This window comes from Halorarius halobius (assembly GCF_024298865.1).
Classification (GTDB): Archaea; Halobacteriota; Halobacteria; order Halobacteriales; family Haloarculaceae; genus Halorarius; species Halorarius halobius.
Window position 1 is genome coordinate 1,579,927 of the sequence record NZ_CP101161.1, and the last position, 24,184, is coordinate 1,604,110.

General features: G+C 59.9%; 18 protein-coding genes and 1 pseudogene. 13 read left to right on the forward strand and 6 right to left on the reverse strand.

Features of this window, described 5'->3' with window-relative positions; translation table 11 throughout:
* Positions 1–12 precede the first annotated feature (12 nt).
* The gene (locus NL112_RS08250) at positions 13–378 is read left to right on the forward strand and encodes a MarR family transcriptional regulator (RefSeq protein WP_255152202.1); all 366 of its coding nucleotides are present in this window, start codon (positions 13–15) and stop codon (positions 376–378) included.
* Positions 379–444: 66 nt separating this feature from the next.
* On the opposite strand, the gene NL112_RS08255 is transcribed toward NL112_RS08250, so the two are convergent.
* Complete coding sequence (locus NL112_RS08255) at positions 445–1,248, reverse strand: DUF6036 family nucleotidyltransferase (RefSeq protein ID WP_255152203.1); 804 nt, start codon at positions 1,246–1,248, stop codon at positions 445–447.
* Entirely contained in the window at positions 1,248–2,171 is a 924-nt protein-coding gene (locus tag NL112_RS08260) for a MarR family transcriptional regulator (RefSeq protein ID WP_255152204.1), read from the reverse strand. Before NL112_RS08260 ends, NL112_RS08255 begins: the two co-directional genes overlap by 1 nt.
* A 283-nt stretch (positions 2,172–2,454) precedes the next feature.
* On the opposite strand from NL112_RS08260, the gene NL112_RS08265 reads away from it, so the two are divergent.
* The 9 genes from NL112_RS08265 (at position 2,455) to NL112_RS08305 (ending at position 14,315) form a co-directional block, all read left to right on the forward strand.
* Positions 2,455–3,381: a transcription initiation factor IIB gene (locus tag NL112_RS08265; RefSeq protein WP_255152205.1), complete on the forward strand. Its 927-nt coding sequence runs from the start codon at positions 2,455–2,457 to the stop codon at positions 3,379–3,381.
* Positions 3,382–3,810: 429 nt separating this feature from the next.
* Positions 3,811–5,775 carry a pentapeptide repeat-containing protein gene (locus NL112_RS08270; protein ID WP_255152206.1) on the forward strand — a complete coding sequence of 655 codons (1,965 nt, stop codon included), beginning with the start codon at positions 3,811–3,813 and terminating at the stop codon, positions 5,773–5,775.
* Between the two features lie 133 nt (positions 5,776–5,908).
* Positions 5,909–6,343: a DUF7985 family protein gene (locus NL112_RS08275; RefSeq protein ID WP_255152207.1), complete on the forward strand. Its 435-nt coding sequence runs from the start codon at positions 5,909–5,911 to the stop codon at positions 6,341–6,343.
* Positions 6,344–6,350: 7 nt separating this feature from the next.
* Positions 6,351–8,036, forward strand: a complete 1,686-nt coding sequence (locus tag NL112_RS08280) for a DUF8186 domain-containing protein (protein ID WP_255152208.1) — start codon at positions 6,351–6,353, stop codon at positions 8,034–8,036.
* Positions 8,033–8,836: a hypothetical protein gene (locus NL112_RS08285; protein WP_255152209.1), complete on the forward strand. Its 804-nt coding sequence runs from the start codon at positions 8,033–8,035 to the stop codon at positions 8,834–8,836. The genes NL112_RS08280 and NL112_RS08285 overlap by 4 nt, the downstream gene beginning before the upstream one ends.
* A 2-nt stretch (positions 8,837–8,838) precedes the next feature.
* Positions 8,839–9,963, forward strand: a complete 1,125-nt coding sequence (locus tag NL112_RS08290; protein WP_255152210.1) for a TrbL/VirB6 family protein — start codon at positions 8,839–8,841, stop codon at positions 9,961–9,963.
* On the forward strand, positions 9,960–11,048 hold the full coding sequence (locus tag NL112_RS08295) for a TraC-like domain-containing protein (protein WP_255152211.1): 1,089 nt from the start codon (positions 9,960–9,962) through the stop codon (positions 11,046–11,048). Before NL112_RS08290 ends, NL112_RS08295 begins: the two co-directional genes overlap by 4 nt.
* Positions 11,045–13,132: a VirB4 family type IV secretion system protein gene (locus NL112_RS08300; protein WP_255152212.1), complete on the forward strand. Its 2,088-nt coding sequence runs from the start codon at positions 11,045–11,047 to the stop codon at positions 13,130–13,132. The genes NL112_RS08295 and NL112_RS08300 overlap by 4 nt, the downstream gene beginning before the upstream one ends.
* On the forward strand, positions 13,125–14,315 hold the full coding sequence (locus NL112_RS08305; RefSeq protein ID WP_255152213.1) for a phage NrS-1 polymerase family protein: 1,191 nt from the start codon (positions 13,125–13,127) through the stop codon (positions 14,313–14,315). Before NL112_RS08300 ends, NL112_RS08305 begins: the two co-directional genes overlap by 8 nt.
* Before the next feature lie 54 nt (positions 14,316–14,369).
* On the opposite strand, the pseudogene NL112_RS08310 reads toward NL112_RS08305, so the two are convergent.
* Positions 14,370–15,292 (reverse strand): annotated as a pseudogene (locus tag NL112_RS08310) (IS630 family transposase).
* A 165-nt stretch (positions 15,293–15,457) separates the two neighbouring features.
* Here NL112_RS08310 and NL112_RS08315 point away from each other — a divergent pair.
* Positions 15,458–16,675 (forward strand): NAD(P)/FAD-dependent oxidoreductase, encoded by a 1,218-nt coding sequence (locus tag NL112_RS08315; RefSeq protein ID WP_255152214.1) that lies wholly within the window; start codon positions 15,458–15,460, stop codon positions 16,673–16,675.
* A gap of 116 nt (positions 16,676–16,791) precedes the next feature.
* Positions 16,792–17,697 carry a dihydrodipicolinate synthase family protein gene (locus tag NL112_RS08320; protein WP_255152216.1) on the forward strand — a complete coding sequence of 302 codons (906 nt, stop codon included), beginning with the start codon at positions 16,792–16,794 and terminating at the stop codon, positions 17,695–17,697.
* Positions 17,698–17,978: 281 nt separating this feature from the next.
* Here NL112_RS08320 and NL112_RS08325 read toward each other — a convergent pair whose 3' ends face one another.
* The 3 genes from NL112_RS08325 to NL112_RS08335 all read right to left on the reverse strand — a co-directional run bounded on the left by NL112_RS08325 (position 17,979) and on the right by NL112_RS08335 (position 22,075).
* Entirely contained in the window at positions 17,979–18,167 is a 189-nt protein-coding gene (locus tag NL112_RS08325) for a hypothetical protein (RefSeq protein ID WP_255152217.1), read from the reverse strand.
* A 133-nt stretch (positions 18,168–18,300) separates the two neighbouring features.
* Positions 18,301–20,355, reverse strand: coding sequence for a S9 family peptidase (locus tag NL112_RS08330; protein ID WP_255152218.1), 2,055 nt, complete (start codon positions 20,353–20,355; stop codon positions 18,301–18,303).
* Between the two features lie 526 nt (positions 20,356–20,881).
* Positions 20,882–22,075: a M24 family metallopeptidase gene (locus NL112_RS08335; RefSeq protein ID WP_255152220.1), complete on the reverse strand. Its 1,194-nt coding sequence runs from the start codon at positions 22,073–22,075 to the stop codon at positions 20,882–20,884.
* 243 nt (positions 22,076–22,318) lie between these two features.
* On the opposite strand from NL112_RS08335, the gene NL112_RS08340 reads away from it, so the two are divergent.
* Positions 22,319–24,184 carry an ABC transporter substrate-binding protein gene (locus NL112_RS08340; RefSeq protein ID WP_255152221.1) on the forward strand — a complete coding sequence of 622 codons (1,866 nt, stop codon included), beginning with the start codon at positions 22,319–22,321 and terminating at the stop codon, positions 24,182–24,184.

Sequence of the window (24,184 nt, forward strand, 5' to 3'; positions counted from 1 at the left end):
AATAGAATACATATGCTCATCGACATCGAGACCTTCGAATCGTCTTCTGAAGACCAGCTTCAGGGCTCCGGGGAGACAAACGCCGACCGAGTCATGCGGTTTCTCGCTGCTCATCCGGACAAGGCGTTCACCCAAAGCGAGATCCGTGACGCGACGGACGTGAAAGCCGGGAGCATCAGCGTAGTCCTCTCCCGGCACGAGGACCGCGGACTCGTTCGCCACAAGGGCACCTACTGGACGCTCGGCGAGGCTGACGAAGTGGCCGCCTACGCGAGTCTGGTCGAGAGCACCCGCGCCGCGAACGACCGCTTCGGCGACGAGGAGCTGGACGAATGGCTGAAGCACGCCGTTGACGAGGACGGCGAGGCTACCGACTGAGCAATCAAACGGGGCCGTGTGCCCCGACCAGACGGCGGACTTCCTTTACTGTAGGTGGCGTTCGGACTACTCAACGGGACGTACCGTGTCGCCATCTCGATGGACCCGGTCGAACGTTGAGAGATACGCGAGCCGGTCGTGAACCGCCCCGCCATCCAGATCCAGTTCCGCGGCCAGTTCGTCGATGGTCATCGGCTCGTCGAGTGCCTGGAGGACTTCGAACCCTCGGTAGTACCTACTCGTGAGCTCCTGGACGCGGGCCTCGATCGGCGTGGTCACCCCGTACCGCTCCTCGAGTTCGACCAGGGCCTCGTTCACGAACGTGGCGAACTGATCGTCCCCCAAGCGCTCGATCTGGGCTTCGAGTTCATCCTGGACGACATCGTAATCGAGGCCGGCCTGCACGAGCATATTCATGTCCTCGATGTCGTCGTCTCGGCCTGCGATCGCCTTGAACAGGAAAATATCCTCGTTGCTAACCAGCCGGACATTCAATCGAGCCGTGTTGAGGAACGGCTCGCTGCGCTCTTGCATGCCGTCGGTGAGCACGAGCTTGTTCGCGACCTGCTGGTTAAAGATGTCGAGGCGACACTCATCGTCGTTCTCGACGCAGCTCGTCGCGCCAAGCGCCCGGTAATCTGGATCCAGCGATTGAACCTCCGCATACCCGAGGTCCATCAGGACCGCCCACAGCTGGCCGTACGCGTCGCCATCTGGGACGACCAGGTCGATATCTTTCGTCGCCCCCTTGAGGTCGCGCAGCGACATCGCGCCACCACCGATCAGGTAAACCGTAAGCGGGTCAGACAGCCCATCCGCGATGCGCTGGAACTCGTTTTCGATATAGTCACGTCCGAATGTTGGTCTCATTATGAGAGTGGCACCTCGTACTCAGCCGCCAGTTCCTGAAACTCGTCCCACTCCGGGAGCCGGTCGTCGTCGACCTCGCCGTGCGTCTCGAGGTAGCGGAGCAGGGCGTCGATTTCGTCTTCGAGACCATACTTCGCCGCCTGCTCTCGGAGGTCCGCCTCGTCGACGTCGACGTGGCTGAGCAGGAGGAGACAGTACGAGCGGTGGCGGCTGCCGTCGTCGATCAGTAGTGTGTGACAGCAAAGTTCCGCCGGCGAGACTGCGTCGAGATCCTCGGAGTAGACGTAGTAGCGATGGCCGGTGAGCAGGAACTGAAGGTCGAACGCCGCGAATCGAGCGAGGCCGGTTTCGTGGAACTCCTCTGCGTCGATCTCCGTCTCGGCCTGGGCGAGGAATTCGTCGTAGTCCTCCCAGAGAATCGTGCCCTTCGGGGCGACGGATTCGAGCCGGTGGCGATGCAGATGGTGTGCGAGTTCACGTGCGAACGCGTTGAGGCGGTCGAAGTCGGCGTTGAAGGCATAACGGCTGTCGTCCGTCCCGATGAGCCCACGGTCGCGAAACCGCTTCAGGACGCGGTTGACCGTGTTGCGGTAGTTGTCGCTTTGGTCGGCGATTTCGCTGACAGTCCGCGGCTGGTCGAGATAGTACAGCACCTCGAGTGCCTTGCCGGTCAACAGCTCGGGGAAGTCGATATGGGAATGCTGGCGGACAAGGTCCTGGTAGAGTTCGACGGCTCGGGCGTCCGACGGGATGACCCGTTTTCGCCGGCCGTCGCGTTCCGTGTAGACGAGCCCCTTCTCGACGAGGTCGCCGACGGCACGAGAGAGGTAGCTCTCGCTGTGGTCAAGCTTCGCCGCGAGTTCGGAGATCGTGTCGCCGGGGTCGACCGTGGCGAGGACCTCGAGTTCGATGCGCCGGAGCACGGTGTAACATAGTACGAAACTTGTATATAAAGAAGTTTCGAGTAATGTTACGGCCTGGGGCACAGTCACCAGTCCGCTTCACGACCGGGTTCAACTCGGCACGTTCCAGAGCATCGCCGAGCAGTGTGGCGCGGACGACATCCGTGCTTGGTGTCGCTGAATCGACGACCATCTGGGAGCCGTGTCGCACGTCGTCGCTTCTTCTCCTTGACCGCGACCGCCGGGGTGTTTTGTTGGCCCCCGACGGGCGAGGAGCGCCGGAAGGCGTGCCTCGTGAGTTCGAATGCAACGAGCAGACGTCTACGAACGGCGGTATGATGAGTCGACCGAACAGACGGAGTCGAACACCTGTCCGGAATGCGACGGGCGGGTGACGATGACCCGGGCGGAGACGGTGTGTGACGACTGCGGACTCGTCCTCGCGGACGGGCAGGTCGACACCGGCGCCGAGTGGCGCAACTTCGAGGACACCGAGAACCGAGCTCGAACGGGGGCACCCCGAACCCCGTCGCGACACGACCGCGGGCTGTCGACGGAGATCGGCTGGGACAGCAACGGCGCGAACTCCCAGCTTCCGCCGCGGAAGCGTCGGCAGTTGAGTCGGCTCCGTCGTGAGCAGGCCCGTGCCCAGCACCGGAACAAACGCGAGCGCAATGAGATGCACGGACTGCTTGAGATCCGTCGGATGACGGGTGCGCTCGGGTTCGAGAATTCGTTCCGTGACCGGGCGTGTCGGCTGTTCTCGACGGCTCAGGGGGCGAATCTGCTCCGGGGGCGGTCGATCGAGGCGATCGCGGCGGCGAGCGTGTACGCGGCGTGTCGCTGCGAGGGGCGGCCCCAGACGCTCGGTGACGTGAGCCGGGTGGCGCGGGCGTCCCGGGAGAAGGTGAAGAACGGATACGGCGTGCTGAACCGTGAGCTGGAGCTGCCGGCGGCACCGATTCCCCCGGAGCAGTACCTCCCGCGGTTCGTCTCGGAACTCGGGCTCTCACCTGGCGTGGAGCGGGTCGCCCGGAGCGTGCTCGACCGGGGCGAGACACCGGAGACGAACGGGTCGCATCCGGCGGCAGTCGCGGGCGGGGCGTTGCTGGTTGCGGTCCAGCAGTCGGCCGATGCGATGCGGTTCACGCAGGCGGAGCTGGCCGAGGTGGCGGACGTGTCGATCGTCTCGCTGCGACGGTATCGGGACGAACTCGAAGCGATGGTGTAGATCGGCTCTCTCCAGTCAACTCCCTTCGACCTCTCCCCTTTCCCTGAGGGGTGGGATCTCAGGATTTGGAGTCTCCATCCTGGCCTGCGGTTGGAATCCGCAGGGGAGGGCGTACAGGTAGACTCCGGACTGGGCCACCCGGCCGGTACTCCTATCCCCTGATCGGGGCTCGGAGTAACTTCCATCGTTGCTGTCGCGACGGATGTTCTCCACTCCAGTCACATGGCGTTGAACGCCACGTCACACGTCTCACATGGGTACAACCCGCGCTCAACACGCTTTCCTATCGTCCTCCCGACCGCACACAGAGCACGCGGGCGATTGGTGGCGGCTCGTCGAGAGGCACACGGGCGATTGGTGGCGGCTCGTCGAGAGGGATGTCAGGTATTGCTCACCAGTTTCAAGAACGGGCCACTACTCGACGACTATATGACAGATGTCGAGGGGACGTGTGAATACGTGCTTGACCCTGATGACCCCGAGACATGGGGTGGCGAAGAGGGGGATGCGTGCTACGTCGCACGCAATCAGTTGAACGAGGACGGTGTCTGGACGTGTCCGCATGATGCCGAAAGCGGAGACCAGTTCTGTATTTTCCACCTGGATCCTGATCAGAAGAATAACAGCGATGTTGTCGACGCCCTAGTTGACTCGCTTGCAACCTCGGCAAACAGCGTCCAACCTACCCAACAACTGCGAAAACGAGAATTCATCGGAGCTCGGTTTGGACGCTTGGAATTCGACGAGGAGTTACCCGACTTCGTGACGGATGAAACGGTGTATTTCACCCATTCGAGCGTAGAGGGCCGTGTTGATCTCAGCGATATCCAGTTTACCACTATTTCGCCGGATCTCTCCGGCGCTATCGTTACGAACGATCTCGATATTCGAACGACGTTCGGCGCCGGAATTACGCTCACCGGTGCTGTAGTAAACGGAGAGGTTCGGTCCACTCGAGCGAGCTTCGATGGGGATGTCGATTGTTCCCATGCTGTCTTTCGTGGGGACGCTGATTTCAGTCACGCGTCGTTCCATGGAATAGCTGATTTCAGTGGTGCTTCATTCTGCGAACTGGCTGATTTCAGCCAGAGTACGTTCAACGGGAACGCGTACATAGGTGACACCGAATTCCGTGCCACATCTACGTTCCACCGCTCACGATTCGAGCAGCTACTCGATGGGTCCGGGGCCGAGTTTACTGGGGATGCTAATTTCAAAAACACAACCTTCGCTGCCGTGGGTTTCAAGGGGGCAGTGTTTCACGACGCGGCCCGATTCAGACGCTCAGAGTTCAGTGGCGAGGCGAATTTTGAGGGGGTAACGTTCGGGGCGGACTTGTACTTCAATGAGGTCGACTGCGGATCCGACGTGCATTTCGACACGGCCACATTCAAATCGGACGCGATATTTTCAGACACGACGTTCACGTCGGCTGCGACGTTTGATAGATCATCGTTCGAAGACACCGCTCGGTTTGCGACAAGACAGCTGATCATGCCCGACTATCGGATGTTTGGGGGTGAGATATCGTTTCGCGCTGTGGAATTCTATGACGGTGTGGATTTCAGGGATCTCGTCCTCGATAGGGCAGATTTTTCTGACGCAGACGTAACCGGTGGGACGTTCACCGGCACAAACCTTCGGGAGGCGGATTTCGAGGCCGCGCTGTTGAGCCGCGCGACGCTGTTCGGCGCCGACCTGCGTGGCGCCAAACTCAGCGGCGCCGTCCTCGGGGACGTCCGCGTCGACGACGAAACGCTGTTTCTCGGTCATCCCACCGCCGACAGGGACGCCTCGCCACACACTGTCGCCGCTATCCGGTCGAGCCCGACGTGCGTGTACGATCCCGACTACGAGGCCGACACCGACCATACCGACATTGGCAAGGCCAAAAGCATGTACCGGGCGCTCGAGGAGATCGGCAACAGGGCCGCGCGGGCTCGGTTACAGGCGCGGTGTTTCGTCCGGCGGCAGGATCTCCAAACCCACGAGTACAGGACTGCTGCGAGCGGGCCGGAGCACTCCCTCGAACAACGCGTTATCGCGGGGGCCCGCTGGAGTCGGGCGAAGATCGCCCGCGCGACGATTCTCTACGGCGAGAGCCCTTGGCGGGTGTTCGGCGCGACCGCTGTCGTCGTCTTGCTCTGCGCGTTGTTGTATCCGATCGCCGGCATTCGTACCGGTGGGACGGTCGTCTCCTACGGGACGACGGAGACCGTGATCGGGACGTTGTTCGACAGTCTGTACTTCAGCGTGGTCACGTTCACCACGTTGGGATACGGGGATGTCCAACCGATCGCCTTCTCGCGAGTCGTGGCGACGGTCGAGACGATCGCCGGGTCGGCCCTGCTTGCCCTGCTCGTGTTCGTGTTCGGCCGTCGGGCGACCCGGTAATAGCTCCCAAAATAGCTCACAGCGTCTGTATTGCTGCTTCTACCCGCTGTCGGCACTTCGATACGGTGTAGTCGCATTATTTTCACCATTTCGAACGATTTTAATAGCTCTAGACATCACCGGAAAATTACAGATGGATGGTTGGACTCGGTCGTCGAGCAGTATCGAGACGCTCCACACGTCGATACGTCCGACTAGTCGCCTTGTGGGCCGTCTGGCGCTCGTGATTGTCCTCGTGAGCCTCCTGGCCGTCGCCCCTGCGGCCGCCCAGTCGAATGCCGCGAACCCCGTCTGTCAGGACGACTCGGGGACGCTGGCGAACATGATCGAGGGATTCATCCAGATCACCACCGGGCTCGGCATCATGGGCCTGCTGGTCGTCTGGCAGGCTGACACGCTGATGTCGATGTTCACGATGAGCCGTGAACAGAAGGCGGACCTGAAGGAGCATCGCCGCGGTGCGATGCGGTCGGCTATCGTGCTGGTCGTCCTCGGCCCGCTGTTCACGGTTGCCGGCTCCGCGATGGGGCTGCCGATCGCCAGCTGCGTGAACCTCATCCCGTTCTGACCCACCGATGCGACGGGTGTCGGTGGTCGCGGCGCTTCTCACCCTGCTGGTCGCCAGCGTCGCGGCTCCGCTGGCGGGCGCTCGACCACCACGGTCGGAAACGGACGATAACGGCCTGACGGAAAACGAGTCGGCGACGCTGTGGAGCCGCGACGACGACAGCTACGTCACCAGCGCGGAGTACCGCGAGGCGTATGACGACAACCGAACCGCCCTCGAGCAGGTCGCCAACGGGACGGACCTCACGTTCAAGCGGCCGCCCTCGACCGCAGCCCGGTGGACGCGGGCCGACCACGAGGAGTTCCCGTCGGGCAACGAGAGCACGTCGCTGTATCCACCCCACGCGAACCTGACGGACGGCCGGTTCGTGCGTGACGCTCACGCGACGATCTTCGCGGTCACGCCATCGACGACCGCCCACGTTGCCCCCAACGAGACGGCCGTGTACGCGGCTCCGACCGGCACCGTCCGTGGGGTCGTCGACTACCGCGTGCTCACGGCGGGGCAGCTCCCGGGCATCAACGCATCGATCAGCAGCGGTGCCGTCACCCACGACATCGACGAGGTTCGACTGCGCCGCGATGGCGAGGTGATCGCCCGCGGAAACGGCACCTGCCGTCCGGAACTCGACTACCGATTGGTTCAGGGCCGCGAACAGCTCCAGCTCGCTGCCGACATCCGGGTCACGGTGACGACACCGACGACAACGATCTCCGAGACAGTCACCGTCATGGACACCGTCACCGTCCGGACGCACGACCTGCAGGTGGACGTGCGCACGGCCCGCTACCCGGACGGCGATCTCGGTATCGCCGTCTACCGAAACGGGCCGTGGCAGGGCATTCGGCTCTCGGAAACCGGCTCCCGGCGGGTACGTGGCGTCTGGCGATTCTACACCGCCCGAGACCCGCGGTGGGACCAGCTCGTGAAATCGACCGCCACCAACGACTCCCGGGTCACGTCGCCGATACTGCCGGTCGGCGTCCACGCGTACCCCTCGCGGTTCGGGCCGCGCGTCGAGCCGACCGGGAACGGCCCGGAGTTCGTCGAAGTCTGGGGCATCGACCACCGGTCGCCGGCGGCCACGCTCCCAGAGAACGTCACCGTCGACGTGGTCGAGGACACGTACCGGACCTCCTTCGGGATGGCCGTCCGGACGCGGGTCAACGACACCGAGTCGATTCGCGTCCCGGGGATCGTCCGCGGCGTGAACGCGTCGCTCGCCTCGATCACCGAACGGCGAACCATCAGCGAGAGCCGCCTCGAGGTCCGTCGGCTCGGTCAGACCAACGACCGAGCGCGGTTCCTGTTGGAGCTGACGGCCGCTGACACCGGCGAGCCGATCACGCTCCAGCGAACAGACAATCCGCGGTACGCGCCGATCGTCCCTGGGCGCAACGGCTACATTCGGTTCGCCGGCGAGCGCATCCGGACGAACGCCTCCGGGCTGGCGACGGTGACGGTCACCGAATCGGGCGTGTACACGGCCCGCTATGTGCCGGGGTCGTGGCTGACACACGACCCCGCGTACACGACCGCCGCGGCGACGGTCCGATGGCATCCGCTCGGGACGATCGCCGGCTGGCTCGAACTGCTCACGACCGGCATCACGTGGTTCCTGCCGTTTGCCGTGGCGCTGTATGCCGGTCGGAAACTCGGCGACATCTTCGCTCCGCGAACTCGATATCCATGACCAGCAACTCGCATGCTCGACGAACGGTTCTCGGAAGTATCGCAGCGACAGTCGCGGGATTGGCAGGGTGTACTGACAGAAACCCTGGACCGGGTGCAGGTGATCCATTCGAGGAGGCCAACATCAATGACGAATCTGTCGTGGTGAAGCTTGCATCGAATACAGACGTCGACCGAATTAATCTGATTAGTCCAAATGGCAGTAGTGTCGGCTCAAAAAAGGTAGTGAGTGGAGAAACTCGGGTCGAATTCGAACTTGGCCGGAGCTACACCCCGGGAAGTTATGACATCGTTGGTGAACCTGCAGGTGAAATATCTCTCCAAATCCAACCGAATCTCCGGATTCAGGAGATCGGCGTCGGAGGTAATCATCTTGAGCGAATGCCAGATTCTCTCGGGAATACTCAGGATGTTGAGGCCCTCGTCGCTGTGAAGAACACTGGCAACGGACCGAATAGTATCACGGGTTTGATTTTCGATGGCGAGATTCCAAACCCAACAGAGGATGTGAAAGAGAGCGATTCCAAGAGTGGAATTTATGACGCCTCTGGGGGTGGAGGTGAGTTGGATCACGTCACCGTTTCAGGTGGAGAGAAGAAGGTTCTCTATTCGAGCACTCTCCCATTTTCGACTTCTGCTGAAGGAAAGGACTGCGAGTCTCTGCCCGACCGCGGGTCGTTGGAAATAGAGATAGAGACTAGCGTAGGCGAGAGTCCGGTTTCTGCTGAGTACACTATTCGGTACTCTTCCTCGGACCCGAGTGGCGATTGCACAATGGAAATTGGAGAGAAACAGGAGTAAGAATGCCTGATATACCGTTTTCAGACTTCGGAGTGTTGTGGTTTGAGCAGATTGTGGGCCTCGTATCAGATTGGTTTGCAGAGGAAATCGAGGCCGGATATCGAACAATCACTACTGGGCTGTTCAACACCCCACTCCCGGAGGGTACTGGAACCGAGATAGTCTTCGGGACGCCAGCGAGCGGCGACGAACCCTGGCACAGCATCTACCAGAGCGTCGTCACCGGCGAGATCATGCTGCTTGCCCTCCTCGTGTTGTTCCTCACGGTCCAGGGCCGCCACTTCATCCGTATCTTCAACGTCGGCAGCGCCTACGAGGATCGCCGCGTTCGTCGGAAAGCCTGGGTCGGCGGCGTACTCATCGTCGTATGGTACTGGGTCGCCGTCCTCGGGTTGTACTTCGTTCGCGGGATGACCGTCGCGCTCATCCCGGACGTGTCGCGTGTGGGCGCTGCGCTGATCGATATGCTCCCGGCCGCGGCCGGCAACCCGATGTTGACGCTGATCCTCGCGAGTCTGGGTGGGCTTGCGATGGTGCTTCTGAAAGCGGTGTACTTCCTCCGGGAGGTGTTGCTGTACGTCTACGTCTTTGGGATGCCGATCGGAATCGCGCTCACGTACGGTAATATCCCCGTCCTCTCGCGGATCGCCAAGCGACTCTGTCTCCAGTTCATCCCGCTGGCGATCCTGCCGCTTCCCGCGGTACTACTGTTCCGCGGCTACGCGCTGCTGTTCGCCGGCGGCGATCTGCTGGTGACGCCCGGTGACGCGTTCCTGAACTACTTCACCGTCGTGTCGTTGCCGTTGCTTGCACTCTATGTGACCTGGAAGACGTTCCGCTATGCAAGCCCGCTCGTGTCGGGCGCCGTCGAGCGAGCCTCCAGGTCCGCGGTCACTATCGGTGCCGTTGCCGGCGTCGGCGCTGCAGCGGGCCCGCGGGCGGCCGCGACTGCCGCCCGGTTCGGCCCGAAGGCGGGTGCGAGTCAGGCTGCCGTCAGCCGAGCGACGAGCGATGACCAGCGTGGCCAGCCGACGGGCGGCACCAGCCAGGACAACGTGGCGACCGACGCCGACGGCGGTCTGCCACAGTACCGTCGCGGCGAGAACGACGCGGGGTATTACACGTGAGCTCCGACAGCTCCGCCGCGGGCCGTCGCGTGATGGATCGGCTCGGCGAGCAGCGACGGATTCCACTGCTCAACATCGAGGAAGGCGACGTCGGCGTGGCACTCGGGTTCCCGATCGCCGGGCTGTTTGCGGCCAGCCTCGTGGCGGACGTCCTCGTCGTGCCGTTCGTCCTCGTCGGGCTCACCGTCGGCGTCGCTCTCGTGTACGCTGCTCCGCCCCACCGCACCGCGTGGACGTGGCTGCGTGACGTGACGCGGTTCACGATCCTCCGGCCACGGATGACGCTCTCCCGACCGGCCGACAGCGACCCCGCGAGTACCGAGGGCGGTGCCGTCCAGTACACGCCTTTCACCCCGAGCGAACGAACTCAGGACCTGACGAGCATCGAGCGGGCCTGGCCGGGCGCCGGCGCCGTCGAGCGCGAGGACGGCACGATGGAAGCGTTCCTCGAAGTCGATCCGGCCAACATGGACTTCGCGATGTCGGGCGACTGGCAGGCCGTCCAGGAGGCCGGCGAGGGGTTCGCCAATGCCGAACTGCAGTTCCCGCTGACGGTGCATGCGACCACCCGCTCGTTCCCGGCCGACCAGCTCGTGACGCAACTGGAGGACCGTATGGACGACCCGGACGTGCAGTCGAACCCTGCCTTCGAAGAACTGCTGGAGGAGTACCGTCAACAGCGCCCGGCCGAGCTGGCTGATACCCGCCAGCATCGCTACTATCTCGGCGTCGAGGTGTCGCCGCTTGAGGTGTACAACCGCTACACCGAGGAGCCGACGCCCGGCGAGAAACTCCTCGACATCCCCGTCGTCGGTGTGCTGTTCACACCGTTCGTGACGCGCCGCGCCGATCTCGCGGCCGCCGAACGCAGACAGGCCATGTTCGAGAAGCTCGACGACCGGGTTCGTCGCCTTCGCACGGAGTTCATCGAGGACGTGCCGGGCTGGTCGGGGACGCGACTCTCCACGCTCGAGCTGTTCGCACTCAGCGCGGAGTTCTGGAACGGCGAGGAGTACGACGATCCCGACCGACTCATGCGAACCGAGGCGGCCGTCGGCGAGCCGACCCGGAGGGACGCCGAATGACGCCTCCCATCACTCGCTGGGTCAGCGAGCTGCTTGCCAGCCGCCCGGCCGTGTTTTCGCCGGAGGGCGTGTTCGTCTACGGCATCGGCGGCGTCCTCGCGGTGATCCTGGTCGGCAAACTGGTCGAACTGTACCGCGCCCGGACCCGTGAGGAACCGGAGTTAGGCGAGTTGCTTGATGAGTCAACCCTGGATGCGGCCGCCACCGAACGTGACCTGTTTGCCGAGCTGGCGGAGCGCCACCAGTCGGTGATCGCCCCGGCTGTCGTCGAGTGGGACACACGGACCGCGAAGGTCGGCGACCAGTGGACGACGACGCTGTCGATCGCCGAATATCCCGACCATCCGAGCGACGGCTATCTCAGCGGCCTGTTCGAGTTGACCGACATCGAGTTCGACCTGACCGCCCACGTCGAGCCGCTGAACCAGTCACGGGCGCGTGACGACCTGCAGGACACTGCCGACGACCTGCAGGCTGACGCGGATCTCGAACACAGCGTCCGGGGGGCGTACCTACAGGACCGGGCCGACGAGGCCGCCGCGACGTACAAGGCCGTCGAGGGCGGCCAGCAGGTGTTCGAACAGTCGCTGTTCGTCACCGTTCGGGCCGACACGAAAGACGACCTCCGTGACGCCGTCACCAAGGTCCGGGCGACGCTTCGGGAGCCCCCGGCCCGCCTCGAGCCGGCGACGTCGATCTGTCTGCAGGACCTCGCCCTGCAGTCGGCCGCGCCAGTCGGCGGCGACGAGCTCGACCGGGGAGCGATCGCCCTCGGTGGGGCGGTCGGGGCGTTGCTTGCCTCGCCGCACAACCCGACGATCCTCGAGCCCGGCGGCGTCGAGTACGGCATCCACAAGGACACCCAGAGTCCGCTCGTGGTCGACCCCTTCGCCCGCGAGGACGGCTACGCGATGTTCACGGTCGGCGATCCCGGCTCGGGGAAATCCTTCAGTGGAAAACAGAACTTCATCCGGAGCATCGAACAGGATCCCGATCGGATCGGCGTCATCCTCGAGCCGCTGAACAACTGGAACGGTGTCTGTGAGGCGCTCGGCGGCCGACAGATCACCGTTGGTGGAACGCTCGGACTCAACCCCCTCGAAATCCGGCAGACGCCCGAGCGCGTGTTGCAGGCACGCGGTGCCGACGCGAGCCCGCTGAAGGAACGGCGCGAACGCGCCATCTCGTTTTTCACGAACTTCTTCGCCACGCGGGGCGTCGAACTCGGCGATCGGCGAACCACGCTCGAGTCGGCGTTCGACGAAGCATACGACCAGCAGGGCATCACCGAGGACGTCTCGACTCACGACAACCCGAGTCCGACGGTGCGGGACGTGCTTGACATCCTGGAGGCGATGAGCAACGACCCCGAGGAGTACGTCGTTCGGACCGACGCCGAGGCCGACAAGATCGAGGACGATGCCGTCTGGCTGCTCGACCAGCTCCGGCCGTTCACCGAGGGTGGCCAGTTCGAGAACCTGGGGCGAGAAAGCGAGTTCGACATCCGCGACGAGAAGATCATCTATCTGGACCTCGCCCAGCAGGGTGGCAAGCTCGGCGGCCACACCAGTCTGCTGATGGAGTTGCTCATCTCGCTGGTGTACGAGCGAGCCAAAGAGACGACGAAGGAGATGGTGTTCTATATCGACGAGTCGCGCTACCTGTTAAAAGATGCCGCCACCCTGCGGTATCTGGAGACAATCTTCCGGCACCATCGCCACCACGATCTCTCCATCCGGCTCATCACACAGACCGTCGACGAGTTCTTCCAGCACGACATCGCGAAGATGATTCTCGATCAGTGTGCCGTCAAGCAGTTCCACAAGCTCGACGGGATGAACGCCGAGATCGCCGATGCGTTCGGGTTGAACCACGCCCAGATGCGCTACGTGCAGGATGCCATCCCGGGCGACGAGGAGAAAGGTTACTCACAGGCGTTGCTCGGCGTCGACGGGGAGTGGCGCGGCATGGAGGTTCGGGCTCTCGAGAAGGAACAGGATGTCATCGACTTCGACCCGAAAGCGACCGGGGCCGACCAATCACCGGTGTTCGACGACCAGCCGGCGGAGGCCGACGATGACTGACGAACTTCCCCACGCCGAGGCGCTTCCAGCGGCGATGGTGGCCCGCCCGCAGTGGCTCTGCTGGCGAACGGAGGACCGAGACGGGAAGGCGACGAAGGTGCCCGTTGACCCTTCTACCGAGAGTTTCGCATCGACGACCGACGCCGAGACGTGGACCGATTTTGCGGACGCTCGCGAGTACGCGACTCGCACGGAGGTCGGCGTCGGCTTCGTGTTCACTGACGACGATCCGCTGGTCGGCGTCGATCTCGACGACTGCCGTGACCCCGATGACGGGACGCTGACTGACTGGGCTCGCGACATCGTTGAGCGCCTCGATTCGTTTACCGAGGTAAGCCCCTCCGGAACGGGCGTTCACGTCATCGTTGAGGGCGAGCTCCCCGGCGGACGCAATCGACACGGCGACGTGGAGTTGTACGAGACGGCGCGGTTTTTCACCGTCACCGGCGACGTACTGAGTGCGTATCCCCAGTCGGTTCGGGAACGGCCGGTCCCACTCGAAGCAATCCACACCGAGTACGTTGCCCCCGACGAGGAAGGCGCCACGACAGCATCCGGCGATGCCACCGATGACTGGACAGCCGCAACGGGCGACGGGCCAGGCAACGATCTCGGGGACGAGGAGCTACTGCGGAAGGCGAAAGACGCCTCGAACGGTGCGAAGTTCGCACGACTGTACCGGGGCAACACGGCCGGCTACGAGAGTCACTCCGAGGCGGATATGGCGCTGTGTTCGATGCTTGCCTTCTGGACCGGCGGTGACGCCGAGCAGATGGACCGGCTGGTACGCGACTCGGGGTTGATGCGACCGAAGTGGGACGAAGTACATTTCAGCGACGGCGCAACCTACGGTGAACGGACGATCGAGCGGGCGGTTGCCGGGACGACGGAGTTCTACGAAGATAGCGGTAGCTGGCAGCTGTTTCCCGAGGATGCGACCGGCAACGCCGGGGCCGTCGCGGCGAGCGGGAGCGACGAGTCGACATCGGCAAGCGAGGACGAATCGGCATCGACGGCTGATCCTGAGGTGATCGAGACGCTCGAACGTGAGATTCGTCGATTAGAGGCAGCTAATGAGCGACTGGTTGCTGAATTGCAAGCAGAGTGCGAACGCCGTGAACAGTTGGAAGAGCAACTGACTGAGGGTAATCAATCAGGAATCCTCAGCTGGTTCCAGTCGTAGTCGTCGTCAACCGATTGTACTCGGTGTCGTCGCTCTGAGGGACTATAGCAACAGTCAGAAGTAATTGCTCACATTTGGAATCGAAAGCTGGTCGAGAGCTGTCTCGATTTCGGTCCTCCGTTCGCCAAGGGAGTCGAAGAAGCGGTCGCTCAGAGCCGCTTGAATCTACCTACAGCACTCTTCGACAGGATTCAACTCCGGCGAGTGCGATTGGTGTCTTACGAAGGCGAGGTCGTCACAGACGCTGGGTCCGTGACGGCCGAAGTCTGAAAGTACGGTACTCCATCAAGTACGGTGAGCAGATTATATTCAAACTCATAGTATAATATCAAAATGAAATGTTTCGCGTAGGCGGTGGTGACGTACTCTTCGAAGCGAGAGAAGAAGCGCCCTCAGTGATTGCACCAGCAAACACGTCCACTCGCGCTGGCCCGAGAATTCCACGGAGGGCCCCGTACCACGTAGAAACCACGCGGTTCAGGTTTGGTCGATACAGGCTATGGTGGTGTCCGTCTCCCGCCGCCGTTTTGAGTTCATCATAGAACGCTTCCTGCTCGGATTCGTCTGCTTCGGCGGCTGTGTCCAGCGGCTTCTGATAAGTCAATCCCGACTCTTTCAACATCCGCCGACAACTCGGGATGGAGTACTTGACGCCGAACGTGTCTTCGAGAAATTCTTGGGTACGCGCCGGCGTCCACTCTGAACCGCCGATGCCAACTTCTTCAGGTGAGTCGTGAACAGCTTGTTCGAACGATTCTAAATATCTGATAATTCTTGCTTCCTATCAAAATATCACTTTTAGATATGGCCTGTTCAAGCGACTCGTCAGTGTCGGGTCGCTTGAGCTAGCTGTCGATCGCTCGTCGCTGAACGTCGTACCACTCAACGGACTCGGTCTGCGTCACACCGGTCTTGTACGCGATTGGGGCTAAGAGCCGTTGACTTCTTTTGTCGACTTGTCGAGGGGGGTCTTGCAGTTTCTAGACGGTGATTCTCGTCGGGATGATCCACTACGTGTAACAACCTCTGGGTGTAGAATGTCCTAACAGATATTATCGTTCTAACGGTCGGAACCAGCGCTGTCCAGCGATTCATGAGGACCATATTTTTATATTTATCCTTATAAGGAATTCTACAACATCATGGTAGAGTACGATGTCGCAATAATCGGTGGTGGCATCTTTGGCTGTTCGATTGCGAAACACCTGTCGGAGAAGTCCGACCTTTCGCTGTGCGTCCTCGAAAAGGAATATCACTTAGCTCAACACCAGAGCGGCCGAAACTCCGGGACGCTACATCTGGGCGTTGTGACAGAGGCCGATATAAAGCCGGGAACGCAGTTGGCGGAGTTTACTATCGAAGGATCTCGTCGATTAAAAGACTACTGTAGGGAACACGACCTCCCGATTTTAGAAAGAGGCATCATGAAAGCAGGGACCGGGAAGGAACAACGAGAAAAGGTCGAAAAGCTGTACGAGAGCGCCGCTCAATCGGGAGTAAATGTTGAATTATTGGAGAGTCAAGAAGAAATCCATGAGATCGAGCCCAATATAACGGGTGACATTGCCCTCTATTCTCCCGAATCGGCAACTGTCGACACAGGTCCCATTACGCATAAACTGGCACAACAGGCGTACGATAACGGAGCGGACTTTTATATGGGATGTAAAGTAAGTGAGATAAACGAACGGAACGAGAGAACCCATGTCCGGACAAACAAAACCGACATAGATGCTGATTACGTCATCAATGCGGCAGGCGTAAAGGCATTAGATCTCGCGAATATGATGGGGGTCGGCAGCGAATATCACGCGATCCCATTCCGAGGTGTGTACTTCGAACTCGTTCCCGAAAAACGACACTTGGTGAACACAAATGTGTATCCAACAATCGTTGGACCCAGCTTCCAGGTGGGCGTTCACTTCACACGACGTCCTGACAACAGAGTGATTGTTGGGCCAACTGGGATGATCGCATTGGGATCGGAGACGTACGGAAAAACCGAGTTCAATATCAAGGAAATTCTCAAAACAGTCTCGTCGCGAAGCTTTTGGAATTTTATCGGGTCGAAAGAGACGATGAAACTCGCTTGGAACGAATTGAACAAAACGTATCGAAAAAAGGAGTTCCTGCAGCACTGTCGTAAACTAATCCCCGACATCCAGAGCGAAGACATCGAGGAAAGTTACGTTGGGATCTCTCACTGGTTGTTCGACCGGAGCGGACAGCGGGTTGATGATGCTGTCATTGAAATTGACGATCGCTCTGCTCATCTTCTGATGCCACAGCCAGGATTCACATCTGCCTTGACGACAGGGGACTACGTTTCTGATAAAGTACTAAAGCAGGTATCCCACTAATCGTGTACATCGAAGCAAGCGGGATCGCTCACTGGGAGTTGTCTTTCGGCACGGTTATTCTGAAAATTCCTGAATTTATAGCAAAACGTAAATAGCACACGTCTAAATATAATATTATGCTTTCGGTTGAAGGGGTCATACCTGCCAGCCTTGTGCCTTTCAAAGAAGACCAGACTATCCACCAAGAGGGATATCAGGACCATATCAGAGAGTTAGCCTCGAACGATCGAATTGACGGGATCTTGAGCAATGGGCACGCGGGGGAAAGCTACGCGCTTACTTCTAACGAACGAGCGAAAATAGTCAGCCTCGCTAAAGACGCCAGCAAGGATACGGAGATCTATTCTGGAGTGAGCGGATCGACAACGGGGGAGGTGATTGACGATGCTGTAAACGTCCAAGAAGCCGGAGCAGACGCTGTAATGGTTGATCCACCGGCGACCCCGATTACTGGCCGACCCCGGGCGGCAATCCAATTCTATCAGGAAGTGACCAATGCAGTAGACGTTCCTGTTGTTCTATTTCAGACGTCTGCGGCTTCCGGACAAAATTACGCCCCGGATTTGTTAGCCGAACTCGCTACGATAGATGGTATCGTAGCAATCAAAGAGGGAGTGTGGGATGTCGACCATACGCAGGATGATATCGTCGCTCTTCGAGAACAGGGAATAGACGTGAATTACCTCATGGGCAACGATGAACACCTTCTCCCCTGCTATGCGTTTGGCGTTGATGGAACGGTAGTCGAATTAGCAGCAGCAGTACCCGAATACATTTGTGACTTGTACAGCTCCGTCCGATCTGGGGAGTTACAGCGTGCTCAGGAGATTCATCAACAGCTTATGCCGCTTCTCGACGTGATCTATCAGGATCCGAAACACGATTCGAGCATTCGCTTGAAAAAATTACTCGAACTGCAGGGCCGTTTACCTACTTCGATACCGCGAAAACCGGCTCTCCCGATCCCTGAAGCCGAAACGGAACAGATTAAGAACGAATTGGAACGACTCGGCCTCCTCTAGTAACCACCACAAGCCGGCGTGCTCACCACGGACCCGTAACTAGACTCGCGCCGTGTTGGTCGCCATCGGCGCGTCGATCGACTGCCCCGGCAAGAGGTAGTCCGTCCACTCGTCGAACTCCTCGAGGGGGTCGATGCGATCACGGACAGCGTCAATTCCGACTAGAGGTTCGACCGTGTTCCGCGTTTGACGGGTGTCTTTGTGCTCTCCGTCGCGAACCCGATATAAGGGTCGTCTCCCTCTTCGGAATCTAGGACGGGGTAGCCGACGTAGGTGTTCAGTCATGATCGACGCGAGGTGATCGTCGTCTCGTCTCGGCCCGGACCGCGGTCGATTTCTTCGATGTAATCCTCGAGCATCTGGACCGCCGGGTCGTGGTTGCTCTCGCAAGTGATGTCGTCAGCGTCGCTTGCGTGGGGGAGAAGACGGCCAGCGTCGTAGAACTCGCTGTGGGGAAAGGCCGTGGTCACAATGGACGGAAGCACGCCCCCAGTAACTACCTACATTCGAACCCAACAGTAGTTCAAGGCGATAAATCCGTTCGGGTCTGTTCAAGGGCCCGCTGGCGGTTTTTATCGTCGTCCTGAAATCGTCCCCTGTCGCCTACTGGAACGACGGGCGGTCGTCAATCCCGAACCCTGACTCTAGGACCGGCGACTGGTCGTGATGCTCCGAGTACCCGTTTATCCAGCGAATGATTCGTTCGAGCCGATCGACCACGTTCCGTGGCTCGCCGGCTCGGGATAACTCGTGGCCTTCGTCCGGGTATCTGACGAAACACGTGTCGACATCGTTCTTTTTCAGTCCTCGGTAGAACAGCTCCGACGTGTTGATCGTGGCTCGGTAGTCCTCCTCGGCGTGCATGAGTAGCGTGGGGGTCGACACTTGATCGACGTAGGCGGCCGGGGAGTGGTCCCAGAGTAGTTCGTGATTTTCCCAGGGGACCGTCCCGAACTCGTCCTCGATAAATTTGAACCCGTCAGTCGATCCGTACATCCCAGCGATGTCGTTGACGCCTCGCTGCGAGACGGCGGCTTTGAATCGGTCCGTGTGGCTGACGATCCACGATGTCATGAAGCCGCCATAGCTGCCGCCGATTACGAACGCGTTCGACTCGTCAACGTAGTCACGCGCCGACACAGCATCGACCCCAGCCATGATGTCCTCGTAGTCGGGACCGCCCCAATCCTGATATATTTCCTGCATAAACTCTTCTCCCCAACCGACGGAACCCCTGGGGTTACACCAGAAGACCACGTACCCCGCAGCGGCCAGACATTGGAACTCGTGCCACATCGTACCGGCGGTGGTCCAGAGGTAGTGGGGGCCACCGTGAACCTCAACTGCCAACGGATAACTCTCGTCAGGGTCGAAGTCGGGTGGCGTGAGGACGTAGCCGTGAATCTTCTCACCCTCTGCGTTCTCGAAATGCAGTTCTTCCGGCTTGCTGACGTGGCGGTCGGCCAGGTAGTTCTCGTTGACGGTGGTCACCCGACGAATTCCGTCACCGTTGGCTGTGGCCACGAAAACGTCACCGGGGTGATCCCACTCGCTTTGTGAGAACACGAGATGGTCTTCCCCGATGTTGAAGCCAGTAACGTGGTGGACTTCCTCATCGAGAATTGCCTCAGGGTCTGACGACCCATCAGCTCGTACCCGCCAGATCGGAATTCGGCCGGGGGCTGGGGTACTAAAGTACAGATACTCTTCGTCCGGGCCCCACTTCGGACGGTCGGCGAGGCGACGGATCATCCGGTCGAACCCCTCTGTGAGAACGGTCACGTCATCCGCCTCCGAGTCGTATAGGGCGAGGTCGGTCTGTTGCATCGTGGCTCGTTCGGGCTCACGAACGGTGAACGCCACTTGCCCGTCGGCGGTAGCCGAGACGTCCGGAGCCGCGGGGTACGAAGCAGGGAACGTGAACTGGGTGAGCTGTGTCTCGGTCCCCGAATCTAAGTCGTACGAGAGAAGGTCTTGGATGTTGTTGTCGTCCGGATCACCGGTCTGTTTGCTCGTGTAGTAGAGCGTCGATGCGTCGCCCCACTCCGGACTCAGGAAGTCATGGTCGCCGCTGGTCACCCTCGTGACGGTGTCAGACTCGAGGTCGAGGACGTACACGTGGCTTCGTTTACCGTTGATGAAGCCGTCGTGGGTGGTGTATACGGTTCGGGTTATTACCCGCGGATTCGGCTCCTCGCGCTCGTACTCCAAATCGGGATCGACCTCGAGGTCGATGCCAACTTGCTGCTCCTCTGCGGTCGTAGCTTGCGTGAACGCGATCCGCGTCCCGTCCGGGCTCCATCGATATTCAGAGACTCCCCCGATCACGTCCGTCGCCTGTCGGGCTTCGCCTCCGTCGGCTGGCATGACCCAGAGCTGGGGAGTCTCGTCATCGCCGACGCGCACGAATGCTAATCGGTCCCCGGATGGCGACCACGCGGGATCAACATCGACCGTTCCGGGGGACGTGAATCTGCGTGGACTGCCCCCCGTTGTCGGAGCGACCCAGATCGTCGTCTCGTACTCGGTCCCGTTCTTCGGCGTCTTGATCGGGTAAGCGATCCGTGATTCGTCTGGGGACAGTGCTGGATCTGTGTCCAACTGTCCGGTAGTTACTTTTGATATCTCGTGGTAATCTTCCGGCTCTATCAAACTCATTTCTGATTGACGTTTCACAAACCCTCTACAAAAAGATTCACCCGTTGCCAGTGGTCGCGTTAGGTCCGGGGATGAGGCGGACGAGTTCCGAGTGTCTATGCCGGAGCTCGATCAACTTAGTGGACTTACCGAGTGATCGAATTGTCGTTTGTGAAGCGCAGACGAACTCCCGAGTGGGGATTCAAGTGGGCATCCGGTGTCATCTCGCCGGCGTTTCAACGAGGGATGCCAGTCAGTGTCTGGATAAGTTGGGAGTCAAATGCAGCTAGATCGGTGTTCATAATGTAGTGAGCCGACGCAGAACCCGAGATGAGGGGGTGCCGTTGCCCACGTTCGTCGCCTCCTCATCCCTCTCGAAAAATAGCGTCGATAGGCCTCTGCCGTCACGGGGTTCTTCTCTTAGCTAAAGACGGATGGAGTTTCAACCAGGCCGAACCACAGACAGCAGAATCGTGGCTCCAAGCCCTCACTATCCGTCACCGCTCACGCCAAGGTAAACGCGAACTGGCCGGTTTCGCGGTAACGCTCACTCGACAGGCAGTAGATTCAGCTCTCTCTGTGGTTCGGTCAGGTATGTGGCCCCCGACTCGGTCACCCTCACCATCTCCTCCTGAGCCAGATACCCCCACTCGGTCTCAATCCCGAGTTCGATAGTGTACACTTCGTTCCGGCTCACCTCGCGGTACGGTGCCTCGCCGTAGCGTTCCCATGTTGGGCCGAGATACGTCCCACCGTCGTGTACGCGACGTCCCACCTGATGGCCTAAGCCGTGCTTGAATTCCGGCCACCCTCGTCCGGTGATTACCTCACGCGCCGCCGCGTCCACCTCATGCCCTATCACGCCCGGCTCAAGTGCGTCAAACCCGGCGTTGATCGCCGCTCGTACGTCGTCAAATGCCGACTGGAGACTCGCGGGCGGGGCCGTCTCCCCCTGTTTCGGATGGTAGTACAGTCGCTGCATGTCCGAACAGTAACCGCCGTAGGAAACTCCGAAATCAAGCCGCAGTACCTCACCCGCGGGTAGCGTGCGACTCCCCGGCTTTGCGTGTCCGTGATCCGCTTCAGCTCCGGCGGTGACGATCGGACACATCGCCTGGTCCCAAGCGGTTTCCAGTCCTCGCTGGTCAATCCGGTCGTGGATGAACGTCGCTACATCGGCTTCCGTCCAACTAGGTTGCCAGGAGTGGTGCAGTTCCTTAAGGAACTCCTGTGCCGAATCAACTGCCTCCTGAATACGGTCCAACTCGGTCGACGATTTAGCTCCGCGCACGTCACCGATCACGGCCGTCGCTTCGGTGAGTGTCTTCTCGTATTCGGTCCCATCAAGGTAGTTCTTCAATTCGAGATACAGCCCGTGACTCAACCCGTCTGCGGTGCTGTCGCTCCGAGAGTAGTTCACTGCTATCGTCTCTGGGTCGATCTCCGCGAGAACGTCAAGGAACACCTCTTCCAATGATTCTTCATACGCATACACGTCGAAAAAGCCGATATCCCGGATGTTTCCGGCGTCGGCGGACTCACAGACAACGATCTTCCGACCGGTTCGGGTTAGCAACACCATCCCTGGCCAGATGAACTCCTCGCCGAGTACCAACGATTGCATCGGATCGGGTGTGTCGGCAGTGTCTCTCCCAAACGTAATCCAAACGTCTACGTTTCGCTTATCTAGAGCTTCTATAGCCTGATCCGTCTTCTCCCGTACAATGGTTTTATCTGACACGATGAATCACGATTTCCGTTCACGGATTGGCGCTAAAAACCTTCGGGATAATCCCGTCGTTTCGCTAGAGAGTGTTGGTGTCGTGCCGCTGACCGGATCGGCAACCTTGTCTGGTCAAGACGTACCTGCCACCTGACTGGGTACAGAGGCTCGAATCAGAGATATCGGATACTCGCGACATCGTCTTGTTTAAAAGAAGCCGCGCTTGGACGCTTTCGAAGGCATTGGCCAGTAATTCTACCGATGAAACAGAACAAGTCCGTGAAGGCTCTCACCCAGGCCTTGCTGATCGGAGGGCGATTGGAGACGACGAACTTCACCGTGTTTAAGAGGCCAAGAAAGATTTTTATATTCTCCTCTTGCACAGGATGTGTAGTCATGACACATGATAGTACTGATCAAGAGAGTGCTATTTCAACTAGCGATCTCGAGGGTCCGTCCATCGACCGTCGTACCACGATCAAGCTGCTGAGCGCCGTGGGTATGGGTGGACTGGCTGGTTGTACCAGTGGTGATCAGGGAGACACGCCTACCTCTGGGGGTGGGGGAGAAGAGGACAGCGACACCACGCCCGCCAATGGATCGTCGAGTAAGGGTGGAACGATGAAAGCAGGGTGGAACGTGAGTGAGTTCACCCAGATTGACCCCCATTACTCGGCGCTGACGCAGTCGAGCATGCTCCTCGGCAATCTGTTCAGCGGTCTCCTTGAGGTCAAAAAGGACTTGTCCGTTCAGGGTGACCTGGCGAGCGACTGGTCGGTTTCGAACGGTGGGAAAACGATCGAGTTCCAGTTGGTCGAGAATGCACACTTCCCCTACAACGGCAAGAACGTCACCGCAGAGGACGTCAAGTATTCGTTCCGGAGAGTGATCGAGGAAGAGACTCCGCACGCGAACAAGTTTTCCACCCTCGAACCGATCGACGATGGTGGGGTCGAAGTGAACGGGGACTACAGTCTGACTCTCAACTTCGAGCAGGCGTTCTCGCCGGTGTTCATCTACCTCACGCCCGACCTCGGGAATGCAGGTGCCATTGTCTGCCCCGAAGCAGTGGAGGAGATGAGTGATGAGGAGTTCAAGATCAAACCACAAGGATCGGGGCCGTTCCACATCACGGAGCACTCGCTGGGCTCCACGATGAAGACGAAAGCGAACGACAACTACCACAAATCTGACTCCGACGGGGTCCAGCTTCCGTATCTTGACGCAGTCGAATACGAACCGCTCAAGGAAGCGTCGACCCGGACGAACGCCATAATGACCGGGTCCGTCCAGTTCCTGAACTGGCCTCCAGACGCTCAGTCTGACACGCTGAAAGGGAACAACGAAATCACAATCGACAGCCGCATGGGGCCGAACTTCGGTGGCTTGGCGTTCAACACGCAGGCAGAACCGTTTAACAACAAGAAGGTCCGCCTCGCGGTGTCAAAGGCGATAGACGCCGAACGGTTCGTTCAAGAAGCCCTGTTGGGCAATGGCATGGCCGACACAGGTGTCTACAGCCCCTCTCAAGGCTGGGTCTATCGCGACGAATATGACGGTTCAGAAGGCAATATTGGCGGTCCAAAAAAGTCGCCCATCCAGCAGTATGATCCCGAGGAGGCCCGTCGTCTCGCGGAGGAGGCTGGTGTGATGGGAATCGAAATCGAGATGTTGACCTCCCCGCCCGAACTCCGTGCCGCGAAAGTTCTCCGTTCACTCCTAGGCGAGGAACTGAACTGGGACATAACAATAGAGCAGCAGGACGCGTCCACGGTCTTCGAGCGGCTCCCGAAGGGGAACTACAAGTTCATCCCGTTCGGGAACAGTGTCTCGCCGGACCCCGATGGCCTGACCTACCTGCTGTACGGCCCGGCCGACTCGACGTATAACTGGTGGGGGCCGTACGTGAACGATGAGTTGATGGAATTGCTCGAGAAACAACGCGCTCAACTCGACCGCGAGGAACGGAAGAAGACGCTCTGGAAAATCGAAGACATGCTTCTCGAGGAAGCACCGTGGTCGTACTTTGAACACGAAACAGTCGAGGCTGCCCGCCGGAAGAGTGTCAAAAACTACACTCACATCGGGGTCATCAATCGTCTCCGCTCCGTCTGGCTAGAGGAATAA